The following is a 16,593-nucleotide window of genomic DNA, read 5'->3' as shown; positions in this document are numbered from 1 at the left end:
GCCCCGCAGTGGTAAGCAATGCGGCTTATACGAACGGCGGGGCGGCTTTCGGCGGAATTTGCAGAGGCAGCGACAGCGTAAATGTGGAGCCCTCGCCCACCCGGGACTTGACGGTTAACGTGCCGCCCAGCAGTTGGGCAAGCGCACGAGACAGCGACAGCCCCAGTCCGGTGCCCCCGTGTTGGTAGCTGACGCGGGCGTGGCCCTGGCTGAACTTTTCGAAAATGACCTCGTGCAGGTTTTCCGGGATACCCGGGCCTGTGTCTGTGACATGGAACTGCACATGGTGACCGTCTGCGCTGGTATCCACGGCCAGGCACACGGTGCCCGACGGGGTGAATTTGATGGCATTGGACAAGAGATTGTTCAGGATCTGCTTGAGCTTGAGGCGGTCGGTTAGCAGAGAGTTCGGGACGTTGGCGGCCGTGGTCGCCGTGAGCGCCAGCGATTTGGCCACGGCACTGACACGGAACAGCTCGATCACATCGTGCAGCAGACCGGGCAGTTCCACGGACTCGGGGTGCGTTGGCATGGCACCCGCTTCAATTCGCGCCAGATCGAGGATTTCCGTCAGCAGAGCGTTCAGGTGTTCTGCGCCCTGGCGGATAAGGCTCGATTGCTCCCGGGTCTGTGGATCGTTGCTGCGCAGCTCCATGAGTTCAGCAAAGCCGCGGATGCTCGTCAGCGGAGTACGCAGCTCGTGCGACATGGCGGCCAGGAATTCGCTTTTGGCCTGGTTGGCGCGTTGGGCTTCGGCCTCGCTGCGGGTCAGGGCCGCGTGGCTGACCGCCAGCCTGCGTATGCTTCCCAGAAATACGGCGACAAAGGCCACAACCGCCAGGCTCAACAGTGCCGTCAACCACAGGATCGTGTCGCGTGTGGTGCGCCAGCGGGCGAAAGAGTGTTCTTCTGAGGTGCCGCTGAGTACGGCAAGCGGGTAACTTCCGACACGGCTGAAACCAATAATGCGCAGTCTGGCGTCGGACGATGGCGACAACATGGCCCCGCTGTCCTGGCTGCGCAGTGCTTGCAGGAGGGGCGCGGGCAGTTGCATCCCAACCTCTGTGCTGACACCTCCCAACACGCGCACACGGATCACTCCGTCAAGCCCCGCAAGTCCCACACCGCCGTCGCTGCCCAGTTGCACGCCCCGGTACACGTCGGCGAAATGGCGTGGATTGAGTGACGCCACCACCACCCCCAGGACGCGCCCATCCGCGGCCGTGACTTTGCGTGAGAGCTGGATGGTCGATACCCCCGACACCTTGCCCAGCAGGGACTTGCTGATGAAAAGGCCGTTGTGCAGCATGCCAGAGCTGGGCGGGGCCGCTTCGGCGGGCAGCAAGTGCACCCGGATATGGTCGCGGTCCATCAGGCTCACATGGTTGCTGCGCGAGCCGTCGGGGTCGAGGTTGCTGCCCTGAAAGCGGCCATCAGGGCCCACGAAGGACAACTGCGTCAGGATGTGCGGCACCATGCCGGTTTCATTGGCGATGGTTGCCAGGTCCTCGCCGTTGAGTGGTCCGTCTTCGGCGGTATGCTGCAAACGCCACATGGCCTGGTCCACCGTGTCCAGGATGCGCAGCGTGTGCTCCTTCAGTGCCAGGGCGGTGTTGGTGTTCTGGCGCATCTCGGCGTCCAGGGTTTCCTTCCACTGCCAGCGCAGCATGGCGGCCATAGTGGCCCAGGCACCCAGCAGCACTACAGCGCTGAAAACGCAGGCCACCACAAAGTACATCAGCGCCGGGCTGCTGCGCCAGTCGGAGGATTGGGGCTTGCTGGGCTTCCTGTTCATGTGAGCGGGGCTGGCATCGTGTCCGTGTAGCCTGCGGTGAGCAGCATGATATGGAAGATGGTACCGCCGTCGGGCCCGTTGGTGGCATGGATGCGCCCCCCATGTGCTTCGACGATCTTGCGGCATATCGCCAGGCCCAGGCCCGTTCCGCCGGAGCCATCGCGCGTCTTGCTCGATTGCACGAAGGCCTGGAACACGGTCTCCAGCTCTGCGGGAGGTATGCCCGGGCCTTGATCGCGCACCTGAATGTGGATGCTGTGGTCGTCCGAGACTCCGGCGGTGATGTCGATGATGCTGTCTTCGGGCGAGAACTTGATGGCGTTGCTCAAGACATTGCGCACCACTTGCTGAAAGCGCGATGGATCCACTTTGGCGATCAAAGGCATGCGGCCCAGTCGCAAGCCCAGGCCCAGGCGTTTGCGGTCCAGCAGCAACTCCATCTCTGCCGCCACTTCCTCGATGAGATCGCGCACGTCGGCGCGCTCGAATTGGAAGGCTCCAACCGTGCTCTCGATCTTTGCGATGTCGAGCAGGTCATTGACCAGCACCAGCATGCGCTGGCCCGCGTCGTGGATGTCGCTGAACATGGACGCCAGCTTGGATTGATGGCGGCCCCGCGCCAGTCCGAGTTCGGAGAAGCCCAGGATGGATTGCAGGGGCGTGCGCAACTCGTGGCTGATGTTGGCCACAAATTCCGACTTGGAGCGCGACGCCTCTTCGGCCAGATCGCGTGCGGCCCGGAATTCCGTGATGTCCATCTTGGCGGTCAGGATGCCGATGGGCTGCTTGCCATTGGTGGTGACGAGCACCTTGGTGACCTGCACGTCCCGGAAGCTACCATCGGGCCGGCGCATGCGCTCTTCGTAGCGTACACGACCGCCCTCGCGCAACAGTTGTTCTTGGTGTGCGCAGTACGCCTGCGCCTCCTGCGTGGGCAGAAAGTCGATGTTGCGCATCCCCAGGACGCTTTTGCGCGACAGCCCCATGAAACTTTCCCAGGCCTGATTGACCGAGAGAAGACGTCCTTCAGTGTCGGTCATGCAGATGGGCAACGGGTTGCATTCGAGCACCTGGCTTGTGAGGGCCAGCTGCTCTTGCAGGCTTTGCTGGGCGGCCAGCAGGGCTGTCACATCCACCGCGCTGCCCGCAAAGCCGCGCAACTGACCCGACCGGTCACGCAGCGGAACCACCGAGATGTCCAGCGCGCGCGTTTCTCCAGCGGGCCCCGTGAGGCGGACCTGCGCCATGCGCACGCCCGGGGGCTGGGTGGCGTCGAACAGGGCATCCACGCCATCGCGGCACTCGGGGTGGACGACGTCCCGCAGACGCTGGCCTCGGGCCATTTCAGCGGGCTGGTTGGTAATGGCATGCCAGCGGGGATTGACGAACCGGATGGTCCCTTGGGCATCGGTGCGGAAGATCAGCTCCTGAACACTTCGGAACAGGACCGACAGCTCTTGTTCGCGCCGTGCGGTTTCTTGCTGGGCCTCATCGCGTTCACGTTGCGCAACTTCTTTTGCGCGGGCATTGCGCCAGGACGCATGCGTGAGAAGTCCTATCAGCGCCAAGGCCACCCCCATGAACAGCAGCGGTCCTCGCATTGCGTCCAGCCACTGCTGGGTCGTGGCTTCATAGGGTTGCTCTACAAAAGCCACCAGAGGCTGGTTATTGGAGCTGCGCCAGGCGCCCAGGCTACGGGCCTGAAAGGTTTGCAGCGGGCCGTAAGTTCCTTTGTGCGCAGGCAGCAAACCCTGGAACAAAGGGTGGGTGCCCAGGCTGCTTCCAAGATTCAAGGTGTCGTTGCCCACCTGGGTGAGCAAGGTCCCGTTGTCCAATGCCAGCATGACCTGTGTGCCAGGGTGGCCTGCCTCCATCAACTGCCGCTGGTAGGTGGCCAGGGCGTCGGGATTGATCTGTGCCACCAACGTCACCACAGCGTTCGATGGCAGGCGAACCAGGCGCACCATGGGAATGTAGCCAAGGCCAGCTGGCACGGTTGCATTGCGCATATCTTGGGTGAGTGTGCGGCCATGCACCCAGGCTCCAATGACCACCCGCTCATCGGTCGCTGGTGAAGGAGGCAGGCGCTGCAGATCCACCCGGCCACCCCGGTCCGAGGCGGTCGTGGAGGCCAGCACCAGCCCTTCGGAGCTGACGATGGCGATGCTGCGCAGAAAAGGCAGGCCTTGCAAGCGGTAAGACTGCTGTGCTTCGAGCTGCGCGGGAGTGTGGTTTTCGGTGGTCAGGTTTTTCGCAAGGCTGTCGAGGGTGAGCTTGGTGTTGTCGAAAACCTGGCTGGCGTGCGACTCCATGACGCTGGCCAGTAATTCGAGCTGCTTGCGGTCCTGAGCTTCTGTGCGGCGGAACTCCAGCCACATCAGCGATGCGGTGCCGATGAGTACGGCCAGCATGAGAAGCGTGCCCCCGAAGAGCGCCCTGCTGCTGGCAACTTCCAGCAAGCTGAGCTTGGCAAAGGGAATAGATCGTTTCATGGCAGGGGCATCAGTTCAGAAGGATGCTTTCGAGTCCGTGGCGCCGTGCCGCCGTTTCCAGGCGGCCGTCCTGCCGAATCCGGGCGACAAAAGCGTTGAGCACGGCTCGCCATTCGACGTCGCCCGGTTTGCTGGCATGGGCGTAGGGGAGCGTATAGAACGGCTTGGGGGGTGCCACCAGTGCGGCCCATTCCGTGCTTTCGATCAGTGCGCGACCGTAGGGGTAATCGGTCATGAAGACGTCCACGCGGCCGGCAATGAGTTCACGTTCCCGTGTCTGCGGCAGGTGGATGGAGACGAGACCTGCATGCTTGAGGCGTTGCCGCATGACGGGCTCCATGAACGTTCCGGCCTGCACGCCTACCTGCACGCCCGGCTGGTCGATGTCACTCCATTGCCGCACGATGCGGCTGGTGCGTGTGGTTACGGCATAGATGTCGCTTTGCAGATAGGGCGTGGAAAACTGGAGTTGTTCCATGCGCTGGGGCAGCATGGCGATGCCGAACATCGCTACATCGCAGGTGTTCGCCTGCAGGTCCTGCACCAAGGTGACAAAGGACGAGTCCACGAAGCGCAGCTTGACGCGCAGATCAGACGCCAGTGCCGTAGCCAGATCGATGTCCAGGCCGCTGAGCTGGCCGGAGCGCGGGTCCCGAAACGAGATGCGCTGGTACGCGGGCCAGATGCAGACCCTGACTTCACCCCGGGCCTGAACGCGGTCCTGAACCTCACCTGCTGTGGCGCCCCAGGAGGCCAGAGCGGTAGCCAGGAGCATGAGCACCGCAGCCTGCACTCGGTATGTACGGAAGATCATGGTGCCTCCTGCTTGCGGTTGATCAGGTCGGCGAAGGTCATGCGCCCGACCGTGACTTGCTCACGCAAGGCCGAAATGGCGGCGCTGTTGCGCAGGAAGCAGTCCACGATATCCGGGTCGAAGGCTTTGCCCCGTTCGGCCAGGAGCATCTCCAGCGCTTTTTCGTGGCTGAAGGCCGGGCGGTAGACGCGGTCCATGGTCAGGGCGTCGTAGAAGTCCACGATGGTCACAATGCGCCCCGACAGGGGGATGGCTTGGCCTGCCAACTGGTTCGGGTAACCCTTGCCATCCCAGCGTTCATGGTGTGCAAGCGCAATTTCGGCGGCCACCTGGAACAGCGCGATGCGCGATTTTCCCAGGATGTCTGCCCCGATGGCAGGGTGCCGGTTCATGATCATGCGCTCCTGAGGCGTGAAGGCACCAGGTTTCTTCAGCACGTCGTCAGGAATGCCGATCTTGCCAATGTCATGCATGGGGGCCGCCTTGCGCAGCATCAGGGCGTAGTCCTTGGACTCGCCCAGAAAAAGTGCCAGGGCCTCGGCCAGGAATCCGATGCGCACGATGTGGATGCCTGTGTCATCGTCTTTGTATTCCGCCGCCATGGACAGCAGAAACAGTGCCTCATGGTGGGCGCGGGCCACTTCCTGCAACGCCTCGTTGCGTTCCTGGTACATGCGCCCCAGATCGAAGACGATCTTCTCCATCTGGTCGGCCGCCGCAGGGCTGAACTGGGTATTTTCGCGTGCAGCTGCAACCATGCTCATGGCGCCTCGCCGGGGGTTGTGCCCAGGTGGTTGATGGTTTCGATCAGTTTGAGGGGGCTGAAGGGCTTGAGCAGATAGGCGTCGGCCCCGGCCATCATCCCCGCCTCGATATCCTGGCTTTGCCCGCGAGCCGTCAGCAGCACCACCCAGGGTTTGCCCAGCGATGGGTCGCTTTTGACAAGGCGGCACAGATCGAGTCCGTCCATGCTTCCGGGCATCATGATGTCCAGCAACAGTAACTGGGGGCGCAGCGTTCGCACGGCCTCCAGGCCCTCGTCGGCGTTGACGGCTTCATGGATGTCGTGGTCTTCGAACTCCAGGGTCATGCGGATCAGTCGGCGGATATCCGCATGGTCTTCGATGATCAGAATGCGTTTGTTCATGGTTGGGCACTTGCTGTAACTAGTTTTATCAATTTTATCATAAAAGTGATTTCTCGAAGTGATAAAATTCGCCACTATGGAACTCAGTCTTCTCTCTTCGCTGCCGGTGGATTGCAGTACCCGTGATGTGGCGCGGGTGCTGGGTATGGCGGTTCGTTCTGTTCAGCTGATGGTGGACCGGGGTGAGCTGGAGGCCTGGAAAACACCAGGAGGTCATCGGCGCATCGCGAAGGCATCGGTCGAGCGCTGGCTGGCCCAGCGGCAGGGTCAGGGCCAGCCCGTTGTACCGGTTGCCGAAGTTGCCGTGTCTGGTGCGGTGGTAGCGCCAGACGATGGGGTGGTTAAAGCTGCACCCAGGCGCGCCGAGCAGGTCGGCGCTTCTCGCGAACCAGTGGGTACACACGGCCAGCGGGTGTTGCTGATCGAGGATTCCGCACATTTCCAGACCCTGGTGAAGCTGTTGATGGCGCACGATTTCCCGCAAGTGGAACTGCATGTGGCAGACGACGGCATCGTTGGCTTGGCGATGGCGGGCGAACTGCAGCCGGATGTGCTGATTGTGGACATCCTTCTTCCTGGCATTGATGGCGCAACGCTGATTGCGCGTCTGCGCTCGCATCCCCAGTTCCAGCGCAGCCGTCTGATCGTTGTGACCTCGCTCGACGAAGAGCAGCGCAGTCCCTACGCCTTTGCGCTGGCCGGGCTGCCTGTGGTGCACAAGCCCCGCTTGGTGCAGGAGCTGCCTGCGTTGCTGACGGGGTTCCTGCGTCCTGTGGCCGAGAAGGCCCGAGCGCCGTCGTGACGCAGCCGCGCGTGCTGTTGGTAGAGGACGATCCGTCAGTGCGCCGGTTTGTCCAGATGGCGCTCGATCCCCTCGGCGTGAATCTGGTGCCATGCGCCACTCTCGCCGAGGCGAAGCAGGCGCTGACCACCGAAGTGGCACCCCTGGTCCTCACGGATCTGACCCTGCCCGATGGCTCCGGCCTTGATCTACTGGTTTGGATGCAGACAAATCTTTCGCCTCAGGGAGTGGCCTGCCGCACCGTGGTGTTCAGTGGTGGGATTGACCCAGCCACGCAGCGCAGGTTGGAGTCGCTCAACGTCTGGCGCGTTCTGCACAAACCCGCCTCCGTGGGGGCGCTGATGGCTTGTGTTTCTGAGACTCTGGCCAGCCTCGACTTGGGGGCTCAGGCCGATTCCGCCGTCGTCACCGTTGCTCAACACAATCCAGTGGCCGATTTTTTCGGCGGCAACCGAGCGCTTTACGAAGCTTATCGACAGGCATGCCTGGCCCGGTTTCCTCAAGATGTGATGGAAGGCGATCTGGCCGTGGCGGCGCAAGATGCACAGGCGCTGCGGCGCGTGGCGCACAACCTCAAGTCAGTGTTGACGATGCTGGGTGAGGCGCCAGCTGCCCAGTGTGCGCGAAGCACCGAGGAGTGGGCTGCAGGGGGCCATTCTGACCTTATGCAACAGGGATGGCGACAGTTGCGGCAGCAGGTGCTGCGTGTGGTTTCTGTTCAAGGCGAAAGTTGAATTCTTTGCATCTCGCAAACGGCAGCCTATTGCCGGTACGTGGATCATTTCACAGCTTCTGAACAATAGAAAAACCACCCGAAGGTGGTGATTCCAAGGGGACTTCAACAGCTGACGCCTGGCGTCTGGCGTCTGGCCTTGAGGCTGTCGGGCTTGGAGTGTCGATAGCGAAAGTTGCCCCTGGGGGGGGGGCAATGTTGGCGCCGATTCAAAATTGAGCCACCGTGCCGATTGAATTTTGAGCCAGGGCTAATGGCCAACCTGTGAAGGTCGGCTGTGGATAAGTGTAGTGCCTTGGGTCGGTTTTGGTCTCCTTGGTGATCGAGCTCGGTGGTCGTCCGTTGAGGGTAAGCCGCGCAGGGCGAAGCCCGTAGCGGCTTGCCCTTGAGCCGCTCAGAACGGCTCAGCCTTCTTGGCCTGTTCGCGTGCCTTGATGCGTTTCTTGGCCACGGCTGTGCTGTGCATGAACCTGTGGGACTCGTTGCCCGTCTCGACGATGTGGCAGTGGTGCGTGAGTCGATCCAGCAGTGCCGTGGTCATCTTGGCATCGCCGAACACGCTGGACCATTCCTTGAAGTCCAGGTTGGTGGTGATCATCACGCTGGTCTGCTCGTAGAGCTTGCTCAGCAGGTGGAACAGCAAGGCGCCGCCTGCCTGGCTGAAGGGCAGGTAGCCCAGCTCATCAAGGATGACCAGGTCCATGCGCTGCAAGCTCGCTGCGATGCGGCCTGCCTTGCCTTGGGCCTTCTCCTGCTCCAGTGCGTTGACCAGGTCCACCGTGGAGTAAAACCGCACGCGTGAGCCATGGCGCGTGATGCCCGCCACGCCGATGGCCGTGGCCAGATGCGTCTTGCCCGTGCCGGGGCCACCCACCAGCACCACGTTGTGCGCCTGCTCGGTGAACGCCATGCTGGCCAACTGCTCGATGAGCTTTTTGTCCACGGGCGAGCATTCGAAGTCGAAGCCCGCCAGGTCGCGGTGCACGGGGAACTTCGCCGTGTGCATCTGGTAGCTCACTGAGCGCATGGCTCTGTCCGTGACTTCCGCTTGCAGCAGGTGCTCCAGCAGCCAGCGCGAGCTCTCCAGCGTGGCGTGGCCGCCTTGCTTGACCAGGTCCTCCCAGGCCCCGGCCATGCCGTACAGGCGCAGCTCTTTGAACTCCTTGTCCAGCTCACGCATGATCGGCCTCCTGCATGTCGCTGCCAGCGCGCAGGCTGTCATAGCGCGCCGTGTCGGCCAGGGGTGTCTGGCTCACTTGCAGGTTGGTCGCAACCGTCTCGGGCAGGGGCTGCGCTTGCAGGCGGCCGAGCACGTTGATGACGTGCTCGGTGCTCACCCGCCCCGATGGCGGCGCACTCTCCAGGGCCAACTCCACCGCCACCAGCACGGCGTCCAGCCCTTGCTTGGGCACCTCGGCCAGTACCTGCGCCATCACCCTGTCGCCCCCCTCCTGGTGCAGCAAGCCTTTGCGCATGCGCTGCAATGGCTCGGGCAGGTCTGCAAAGGGCGCGCCGTTGCGCAGCGCGCCCGGCTTGCGCTCGATCAGCGGCACGTAATGCTGCCAGTCGTAGCGGGTCTGGTTGCGATCGCTCAGGCGCTCGTGCGTGGCCACCATAGCATCGCCGGCCACCACCACGATCTGCGCCGGGTACAGGTGTGTGCTGACCATTTGCCCCGCCCATTCGCAGGGCACCGAGTAGCGGTTGCGCGCCACCGTCACCAGGCAGGTGCTGCTCACCTTGGCCGGGTTCTCAACATAGCCATCAAAGGCCACCGGCATCGGCATCAGGTGGCTTTGCTCCAGCTCCAGCATCTCGGCGATGCTGAACGCTTTGTGCTGCGGGTGGCGCAGCTCTCGCCACAGAGCCCGGCAGCGCTCGCCCAGCCACGCATTGAGCTCGGTAAAGCTGCCAAAGCGCCGTTGCCCCGCCTCCACCCAGATGCGACGGCGGCTGTCTTGCACATCCTTCTCCACGCGCCCCTTCTCCCAGCCGCTGGCACGGTTGCAAAAATCAGGGTCGAACAGATAGTGCGCGCACATGGCTGCAAAGCGCGCATTGACCACGCGGCCTTTGCCCTTCTTGACTTTGTCGACCGCCGTCTTCATGTTGTCGTAGATGCCACGGCGTGCCACGCCACCCAGCGCTGCAAAGCTGCGGGTGTGCGCATCGAACAGCATCTCGTGGCCTTGGCTGGGGTAGGCCACCAGCCAGAAGGCCCCACTGGCACACAGCTTCATGTGCGAGACCTGCATGCGGTAGTACACCCCGCCCACCAGCAAGCCGTCTTCGCTCCAGTCGAACTGGAAGGCCTCGCCAAGCTCGAAAGTCAATGGCACGAAGGCCTTGCAGGCCGCCTGTTGGCCTTCACCTTGGCGCCACTTGCGGATGAAGTCCGTCACCCGCGTGTAGCCACCTTCGTAGCCCGCTGCCTTGATCTGCGTGAACAAGGCCTTGGCCGTGCGCCGCTCCTTCTTGGGCCGCTTGGCATCGGCCTTCAAGGCTTGCTTGAGCTCCGCCTCGTGCGCCGACAGCTTGGTCGCCTTCGCCGCCTCCCGGCGGTACTTGGGCTCGACCGGCTGCGCCTCGTCCAGCCACTTGGCCACCGTGTTGCGCGACAGGCCCGTGGCCCTCGATATCTCCCGCTTCGTCTTCTTGTCCCGGCGGTGCATCCGCCGTATCTTGCCAATCATGTCCATGGTGATCACCCTCTTCATTCCCTTGCTGCACAAAACAGCAGGGTAGGTAAAACACCTGGCTCAGTTTTAGGTCGGCATCACACCAAAAAGTGGCTCAGTTTTCGGTCGGCGTCAACAGGGGGCAACTTGCAACAGACGTTTTCCAAGTCCGGCGGGTTCCTAGAAGTTTTCCCACTCTTTCTCTGCATGTGGAGCGGCAGTCACGAGTTTTGCCGAAGGCAGATGCGCCACGCCCGATTTCGCCATTGCGACACTTCGGACAGCCGCCTTGATGGCGGAGGTCGCTGATCGCTGGTTTGGGGCTTTCCGGGCCATCGGCGGCCGTGAAGCGTATGTGGTGGATGTGCTGAGCGCTCCTTGTGCGGGCACCAACGCAGGGCGCTCTTCCAAAGCCAAGGGCGAAATCTTGAAGGAGGAAACCACGTTGACCAGCTCCGCTGCCTGGGTGTTGAGGCTGCTGGCTGCTGCTGCCATTTCCTCCACCAGTGCCGCGTTCTGCTGGGTGGCCTGGTCCATCTGGGTGACGGCTTCGTTCACCTGGTCCACGCCCTGGCTCTGCTCGGAACTGGCTGCGCTGATCTCCGCCATGATGTCGGTAACGCGGCCAATCGCCGAGACCACATCGCTCATGGTCTGGCCTGCCCGGTCCACGAGGGCGGAGCCGGCTTCTACCCGCTCCACGCTGGCGCCGATCAACACTTTGATTTCGCGCGCGGCGTCTGCGGATCGGCTTGCCAGGTTGCGAACCTCGCTCGCAACCACTGCAAAGCCACGGCCTTGTTCACCCGCTCGGGCGGCCTCCACGGCGGCGTTCAGGGCCAGGATGTTCGTCTGGAAGGCGATGCCGTCAATGACACCGATGATGTCCGAGATCTTGCGGGAGCTGTCGTTGATGTCTTTCATCGTGCGGACCACGTCTGCGACAACCTCGCCGCCTTGGCTTGCCACGTTCGACGCGTTCTGCGCGAGCTGATTGGCTTGCCGGGCGTTCTCGGCGTTCTGGCGAACCGTCGAATTCAGCTCCTCCATCGATGCTGCGGTTTCTTCCAGTGCACTGGCCTGGTTTTCGGTGCGTGCCGAGAGATCGCTGTTGCCCGCCGATATCTCCGCGCTGGCAGTGGCCACGCTGTCGGAGCCTTGGCGTACCTGCGAGACAACCTGTGTCAGCGATGTCTGCATGTCGGAGAGCGCTTGCAGCAGCGGACTGAATTCATCGTTGGCGTTGTCAATGACCTCTCCGGTCAGGTCGCCATCGCGCACGCGGGCTGCGATCACTTGCGCTTCTGACACCCGGCGCTGAAGGACGCTGCCGACATACCAGGAAAACACCATCAAACCGGCTGCAATCGCCGCGACGGCTGCCACCAGGCTGTAAAGCGTTTGTTTCGCATCTGACTCGATCTTTCCAATGCTCTCGGTCAGCGATGTGTTCTGGCGCTGCTTTTGTTGGCTCAGCATCTCGAGCACCACGTTCCGGGCAGGAATCGTCTTGGCGACCAGAAAGTCGAAGCCTTCTTCCTTGTTACCTTGCTCAATCAACTGGATGTTTTGCCCTGCGATCTGCCAGAACGTGCCCAGCGCCTGAACGAGTGCAGCGTACTCAGTCTTTTCGGTCGTGGTGACAGCAGTTTTTTCCAGTGCCAACTGGTCGGTGTCGATCAGCTTCTTTTTCTCCGCAATGTCTGCCAAGGTGGCCTTCACGTCGCTGGGTGTCCTGACCAGCAGCGCATGGCGCAACTGGAGAGATGATCGTGTGACGTTGAGCTCCATGGCTGCCAGCCGCAACTGGTGGGGAACGGACTCTGTGGCGACTTTTCGGGTTTGGGCGGTGACCTCGGAGAGGTTGAACCATGCGAGAAGCGCGACCAGGGTCAGGCCACTGATGAGTGCGAAGGACAGCAGGTGCAGGCGTTTCGCAATGCCGAATGCTCTGAAGAAGTTCATAGGGATTCCGTGTAGGTGTGTTTGTGTTTCGTGGCAATGCGACAGCGTGTCATTGCACGGTGAGGGGCGATGGCAACGAGGGTGCCAAGAGCTTTTCGATGTCGAGCAGGATGAGCATCCGGTCATCGACCGATCCGATGGCCAGCAGGTGGTCCCGATCCACGTCCATGTCGAGTGCGGGGACAGGGCGCAATTGCTCTCTCTCCAGCGTGAGCACATCAGACACGCCATCCACCACAACGCCCACGACGCGCTGACCAATGTTGAGCACGATCACCACGGTCAGATGGTCATAGCGAGCCTCTGGCAAGCCCAGTTTCAGGCGCAGGTCGATGATGGGCACGATCACGCCGCGCAGGTTGACCACGCCCTTCAGGTCGGCGGCGGCATTGGCGATGGTGGTGGGCTTTTCGTACGAACGGATCTCCTGCACCCGCAGGATATCTACGCCGTACTCCTCGTTGCCGATCTTGAATGCCAGGAACTCGCGAAGATCGGTCAAGACCGTTGGGGCTGCATCAGGGATAGAACCCAGGCTGGATAGGGTGTGAAGATTCGCTGGCATGTCTTTTTGATAAAAATGATAGTTTTGCGAATTCTAAGAAGATTTAATCACATTTGTCAAATAAATGATTTCAAAAATGATAAATATGCTTTCATCACCAGCGCTGTGGTGCGTTCTTCTGTGCAAATGGGCGGGCTTGCTGCGTGGTCCGCGCATGCTGTTTTTCAAGGGATGATGGTTAGACAGCAGCGGTGAGCCCGCACAATCCGGGGCATGAAAACCCTTCGCCTTCGCCCTGGCAAAGAGCGCTCGCTCCTGCGCCGCCACCCCTGGATCTTCGAATCGGCCATTGCCAAGGGCGGTGGCGACAGCGGCGAGACCGTGCGCGTGGAGTCGCACGAGGGCCAGTTCCTGGCCTGGGCCGCCTTCAGCCCCAGCTCGCGCATTCGCGCACGGGTCTGGAGCTTTGATGAGGCGCAACGCATTGATGCTCCGTTTTTCATAGCTTCCTGCGCACGCTCCATCATCGCCAGAGCCCGATTTGACTTGCAAAGCGACGGTGTGCGCCTGGTGCACGGCGAATCCGATGGCTTGCCTGGCCTCATCGTGGACCGCTATGGCGACACGCTGGTGGCGCAGTTCACCAGCGCCGGCACCGAGCGCTGGAAAGGCGTGATCGCGGACGCGTTGCTGCGCGAGACAGGCTTGACCAAGCTGTACGAGCGCTCGGATGCCAGCGTGCGTTCGCTGGAGGGCCTGGAGCCCGCCACGGGCTGGCTGCGCGGCGGGCCCACGGGCACGCCGGGCGACGGCGAAGGCCCGCCGCTCGAGCTCACCATCCACGAACACCAGTGGAATTTGACGCTGAACATCGCCGAGGGCCACAAGACGGGCTTCTATCTGGACCAGCGCGACAGCCGCAAGCGTTTTGCCGACTACACCCAGCGCCTGGGCTTCAAGCATGTGCTCAACTGCTTTTGCTACACCGGCGGCTTCAGCGTGGCAGCACTGGCGGGCATGCGTGCAGCGGGCACCGTAGCCGACGGGCACGTGACCTCCATCGATTCTTCGGGCCCGGCCCTGGAACGCGCCCGCGCCCACGTGGCGCTCAACGGGTTCGATCCGAACCGGGCCACCTTCCTCGATGCCGATGTGAACGCCTCGCTGCGCCAGTTCCTCAAGGAAGGCCAGCGCTTTGACGCCATCATTCTCGACCCGCCCAAGTTCGCCCCCACGGCGGCCCACGCCGAGCGGGCCGCTCGGGCCTACAAGGACATCAACCGGCTGGCGTTGCAACTGCTGACCCCGGGCGGGGTGCTGTTTACCTTCTCGTGTTCGGGCGGCATCAGCGCCGACCTGTTCCACAAGATCGTGGCGTCGGCGGGCGCGGATGCAGGGGTGGACGGCTACATCCTGGAGCGCCTGGGCGGCGCGCCCGACCACCCGATGACCCTGGAATTCCCGGAAGGGGAGTACCTCAAGGGCCTGGTGGTGATGCGGAAATCTTGATGTTTTTGGCCTCTAGCGCTTATCTCTTATGCGCTACTAGCTATTAAATTGATAGCTCATCTGGTGCAGTGCGTGCCAGGTAGTCTGAGGCGAACTGCACAAACCAGTCGATGCTCTCGGGCTGCGCCAGCGCGTCGCGGTTGAGCACCCGCTCGGCCGGGTGACCCAGAAGCAGCTTTTTGATGGGCAGCTCCAGCTTCTTGCCTGTCACGGTCTTGGGGATGACCGGCACCTGCAGGATTTCGTCGGGCACGTGGCGCACCGACAGCGCGGTGCGCAGCGCCTGGCGGATGCGCTGGCGCAGCGGCTCGTCGAGTGTGGTGCCTGCGCGCAACTGCACGAATAGCGCCAGGTAGGACGGGCGGCCCAGGTATTCCAGATCCGTCACCAGGCTGTCGAGCACGTCGTCCAGCCCCTCGACCACGCGGTACAGCTCGGCCGTGCCCATGCGCACGCCCTGGCGGTTGATGGTGGCATCCGAGCGGCCGTAGATGATGCCGCCCACAGCCTCGGGCCGGGCCACCAATCGCAGCCAGTCGCCCTGGCGCCACACGGGGCGCTGCTCGGCGTCGTAGAAGGTGTCGAAGTAGCTCTCCTTGTAGCGTGTGCCGTCGGCGTCGCCCCAGAAGTACAGCGGCATCGACGGAATGGGCCGGGTACAGACCAGCTCGCCCACCTCGTCGATGACCGGCTGGCCCGCGTCGTTCCAGGCCTGCACGCTGGCGCCCAGCGCACGGCATTGCATCTCGCCCAGGTGCACGGGCAGCGTGGGCAGGCCCACCAGGAAACCCCCTGCGATGTCGGTGCCGCCAGAGACCACGTTGAGCCAGAAGTCGTCCTTGACATCGTAGTAGAGCCAGCGGTAGGCCTCGGGCGACAACGGTGATCCGGTGGAGCACACGGTGTGCAGGGCCGACAGATCTGCCACCTGCCGGGGCACCACACCGGCCTTCAGGCAGGCGTGGTGGATGGCGGCTCCCACGCCGAAGGTGGTCACGCGAAGGCGGCTTACCAGGCGCCACAGATAGGCCCAGTCGGGGTCGGCGCCCCCGCCGGCCGCACCGGTGACGGAGCCGTCGTATAGCACGATGGTGGCGCCGCCCAGCAGTCCCATCACATGCGCGTTCCACACCATCCACGAGGTGTTGACCGCCCACAGCACCCGGTCGCCGGGGTGCAGGTCGTTGTGCAGCACCATGGCCACCAGGCTGTTGGCCAGCACGCCACCGTGGCCGTGCACGATGGCCTTGGGCAGGCCCGTGGTGCCGGATGAATACAGCGTCCACAGCGGGTGGTCGGGTGCGAGTGCGAGCGGCTCAAGCGGTGCGTTGCCCGCCACGGCATCGGCCCAGTGCACCACGGTGCGCGCCTGCGCCTGCGCGGGGGGCGCAGGCGCCGGGTCGAGGCAGGGTACCCAGACCACGTGGCTCACCGTGGGCAATTGGTCCAGGATGTCGCCCAGCGCAGCGCGGCGGTCAAACGGTTTGCCCGCGTAACGGTAGCCATCCACCGCGACCAGCACCTTGGGCTCGATCTGGCGGTAGCGATCGCTCACGCTTACGGGGCCCATGTCGGGCGCACACAGTGCCCACACCGCACCAATGCTGGCGGCCGCGAGGAAGGCCACCACCGCTTGCGGGATGTTGGGCAGGTAGCCCACCACGCGGTCGCCCGGCTGCACGCCCAATGTGCGCAGCGTGTGCGCCAGCGCGCCCACCTGGCGGCGCAGCTCGGGCCACGAGATTTCACCCGCGCCACCGGACTCGTCCTCGAACACGATGGCCGGTGTATGGGGCTGCGTGCCTCCGGGCGTGTGGCGCAAAAGGGTGTCCACCAGGTTCAGCCGCGCGCCTTCGAACCATTGGGTGGCGGGCATGGGGTCGTCCGAGCGCATGCGGCGCGGGGCTTGCGCCATGGGCACGTCGAAGAAGGCCAGCAGCGCGCTCCAGAACGCTTCGGGTTCGTCCACCGACCACTGCCACAGGGCTTCGTAGCCGTCAAAGCGCAGGCCGCGTTCGCGCGCAAGCAAGGCCTCGAAGGCCGTGATGAGAGCGCGTTCGCGGCGGGCAGCGCTGGGTTGCCAGAGCGGGATGTCCGGGGTTTCGGTGGAGGCTGAGGCTGTCTGGGGCAAGGCTGTCAGGGTGGTCATGAAA

General features: G+C 63.1%; 14 protein-coding genes. 4 read left to right on the top strand and 10 right to left on the bottom strand.

The annotated features are described in order from the left end of the window. Window positions 1–25 precede the first annotated feature (25 nt). From ACQ4MJ_RS17155 to ACQ4MJ_RS17135, 5 genes are read right to left on the bottom strand one after another with little or no spacing between them, the layout of a single operon-like run. On the bottom strand, window positions 26–1,795 hold the full coding sequence (locus ACQ4MJ_RS17155) for a sensor histidine kinase (protein WP_431151872.1): 1,770 nt from the start codon (window positions 1,793–1,795) through the stop codon (window positions 26–28). Further along, window positions 1,792–4,287 (bottom strand): PAS domain-containing sensor histidine kinase, encoded by a 2,496-nt coding sequence (locus ACQ4MJ_RS17150; RefSeq protein WP_431151873.1) that lies wholly within the window; start codon window positions 4,285–4,287, stop codon window positions 1,792–1,794. Before ACQ4MJ_RS17150 ends, ACQ4MJ_RS17155 begins: the two co-directional genes overlap by 4 nt. 10 nt (window positions 4,288–4,297) lie before the next feature. Next, window positions 4,298–5,101 carry an ABC transporter substrate-binding protein gene (locus ACQ4MJ_RS17145; RefSeq protein ID WP_431151874.1) on the bottom strand — a complete coding sequence of 268 codons (804 nt, stop codon included), beginning with the start codon at window positions 5,099–5,101 and terminating at the stop codon, window positions 4,298–4,300. After that, complete coding sequence (locus ACQ4MJ_RS17140) at window positions 5,098–5,865, bottom strand: HD-GYP domain-containing protein (RefSeq protein WP_431151875.1); 768 nt, start codon at window positions 5,863–5,865, stop codon at window positions 5,098–5,100. Before ACQ4MJ_RS17140 ends, ACQ4MJ_RS17145 begins: the two co-directional genes overlap by 4 nt. Then, window positions 5,862–6,248 carry a response regulator transcription factor gene (locus ACQ4MJ_RS17135; RefSeq protein ID WP_055399596.1) on the bottom strand — a complete coding sequence of 129 codons (387 nt, stop codon included), beginning with the start codon at window positions 6,246–6,248 and terminating at the stop codon, window positions 5,862–5,864. The genes ACQ4MJ_RS17140 and ACQ4MJ_RS17135 overlap by 4 nt, the downstream gene beginning before the upstream one ends. 76 nt (window positions 6,249–6,324) lie before the next feature. On the opposite strand from ACQ4MJ_RS17135, the gene ACQ4MJ_RS17130 reads away from it, so the two are divergent. Together ACQ4MJ_RS17130 and ACQ4MJ_RS17125 are read left to right on the top strand one after the other, a co-directional pair. Then, window positions 6,325–7,050: a response regulator gene (locus ACQ4MJ_RS17130; protein WP_431151876.1), complete on the top strand. Its 726-nt coding sequence runs from the start codon at window positions 6,325–6,327 to the stop codon at window positions 7,048–7,050. Continuing rightward, a complete protein-coding gene (locus ACQ4MJ_RS17125; protein ID WP_431151877.1) occupies window positions 7,047–7,784 on the top strand; it encodes a response regulator in 738 nt (245 codons plus the stop codon). The genes ACQ4MJ_RS17130 and ACQ4MJ_RS17125 overlap by 4 nt, the downstream gene beginning before the upstream one ends. 393 nt (window positions 7,785–8,177) lie before the next feature. Here the strand turns inward: ACQ4MJ_RS17125 and istB are convergent, their stop codons facing one another. The 4 genes from istB to ACQ4MJ_RS17105 all read right to left on the bottom strand — a co-directional run bounded on the left by istB (window position 8,178) and on the right by ACQ4MJ_RS17105 (window position 12,928). Continuing rightward, complete coding sequence (istB, locus tag ACQ4MJ_RS17120) at window positions 8,178–8,963, bottom strand: IS21-like element helper ATPase IstB (RefSeq protein WP_024815605.1); 786 nt, start codon at window positions 8,961–8,963, stop codon at window positions 8,178–8,180. Then, window positions 8,956–10,482 carry an IS21 family transposase gene (gene istA / locus ACQ4MJ_RS17115; RefSeq protein ID WP_056637686.1) on the bottom strand — a complete coding sequence of 509 codons (1,527 nt, stop codon included), beginning with the start codon at window positions 10,480–10,482 and terminating at the stop codon, window positions 8,956–8,958. The genes istB and istA overlap by 8 nt, the downstream gene beginning before the upstream one ends. A 159-nt stretch (window positions 10,483–10,641) precedes the next feature. Beyond that, on the bottom strand, window positions 10,642–12,426 hold the full coding sequence (locus ACQ4MJ_RS17110; RefSeq protein WP_431151878.1) for a methyl-accepting chemotaxis protein: 1,785 nt from the start codon (window positions 12,424–12,426) through the stop codon (window positions 10,642–10,644). Between the two features lie 49 nt (window positions 12,427–12,475). Next, window positions 12,476–12,928, bottom strand: a complete 453-nt coding sequence (locus ACQ4MJ_RS17105) for a chemotaxis protein CheW (RefSeq protein WP_228897342.1) — start codon at window positions 12,926–12,928, stop codon at window positions 12,476–12,478. 45 nt (window positions 12,929–12,973) lie between these two features. On the opposite strand from ACQ4MJ_RS17105, the gene ACQ4MJ_RS17100 reads away from it, so the two are divergent. After that, window positions 12,974–13,186 (top strand): hypothetical protein, encoded by a 213-nt coding sequence (locus ACQ4MJ_RS17100; protein ID WP_431151879.1) that lies wholly within the window; start codon window positions 12,974–12,976, stop codon window positions 13,184–13,186. An 18-nt stretch (window positions 13,187–13,204) separates the two neighbouring features. Then, a complete protein-coding gene (locus ACQ4MJ_RS17095) occupies window positions 13,205–14,440 on the top strand; it encodes a class I SAM-dependent rRNA methyltransferase (protein WP_431151880.1) in 1,236 nt (411 codons plus the stop codon). Between the two features lie 43 nt (window positions 14,441–14,483). Here ACQ4MJ_RS17095 and ACQ4MJ_RS17090 read toward each other — a convergent pair whose 3' ends face one another. Continuing rightward, on the bottom strand, window positions 14,484–16,589 hold the full coding sequence (locus tag ACQ4MJ_RS17090; RefSeq protein WP_431151881.1) for an acetoacetate--CoA ligase: 2,106 nt from the start codon (window positions 16,587–16,589) through the stop codon (window positions 14,484–14,486). Window positions 16,590–16,593 lie beyond the last annotated feature (4 nt).

The sequence above is a fragment of the Acidovorax facilis genome (assembly GCF_050626955.1).
In the GTDB taxonomy this organism is placed as follows: Bacteria; Pseudomonadota; Gammaproteobacteria; order Burkholderiales; family Burkholderiaceae_C; genus Acidovorax; species Acidovorax facilis.
The sequence above is the reverse complement of the archived record's forward strand: the minus strand, read 5'-3'. Positions and strand labels throughout refer to the sequence as shown.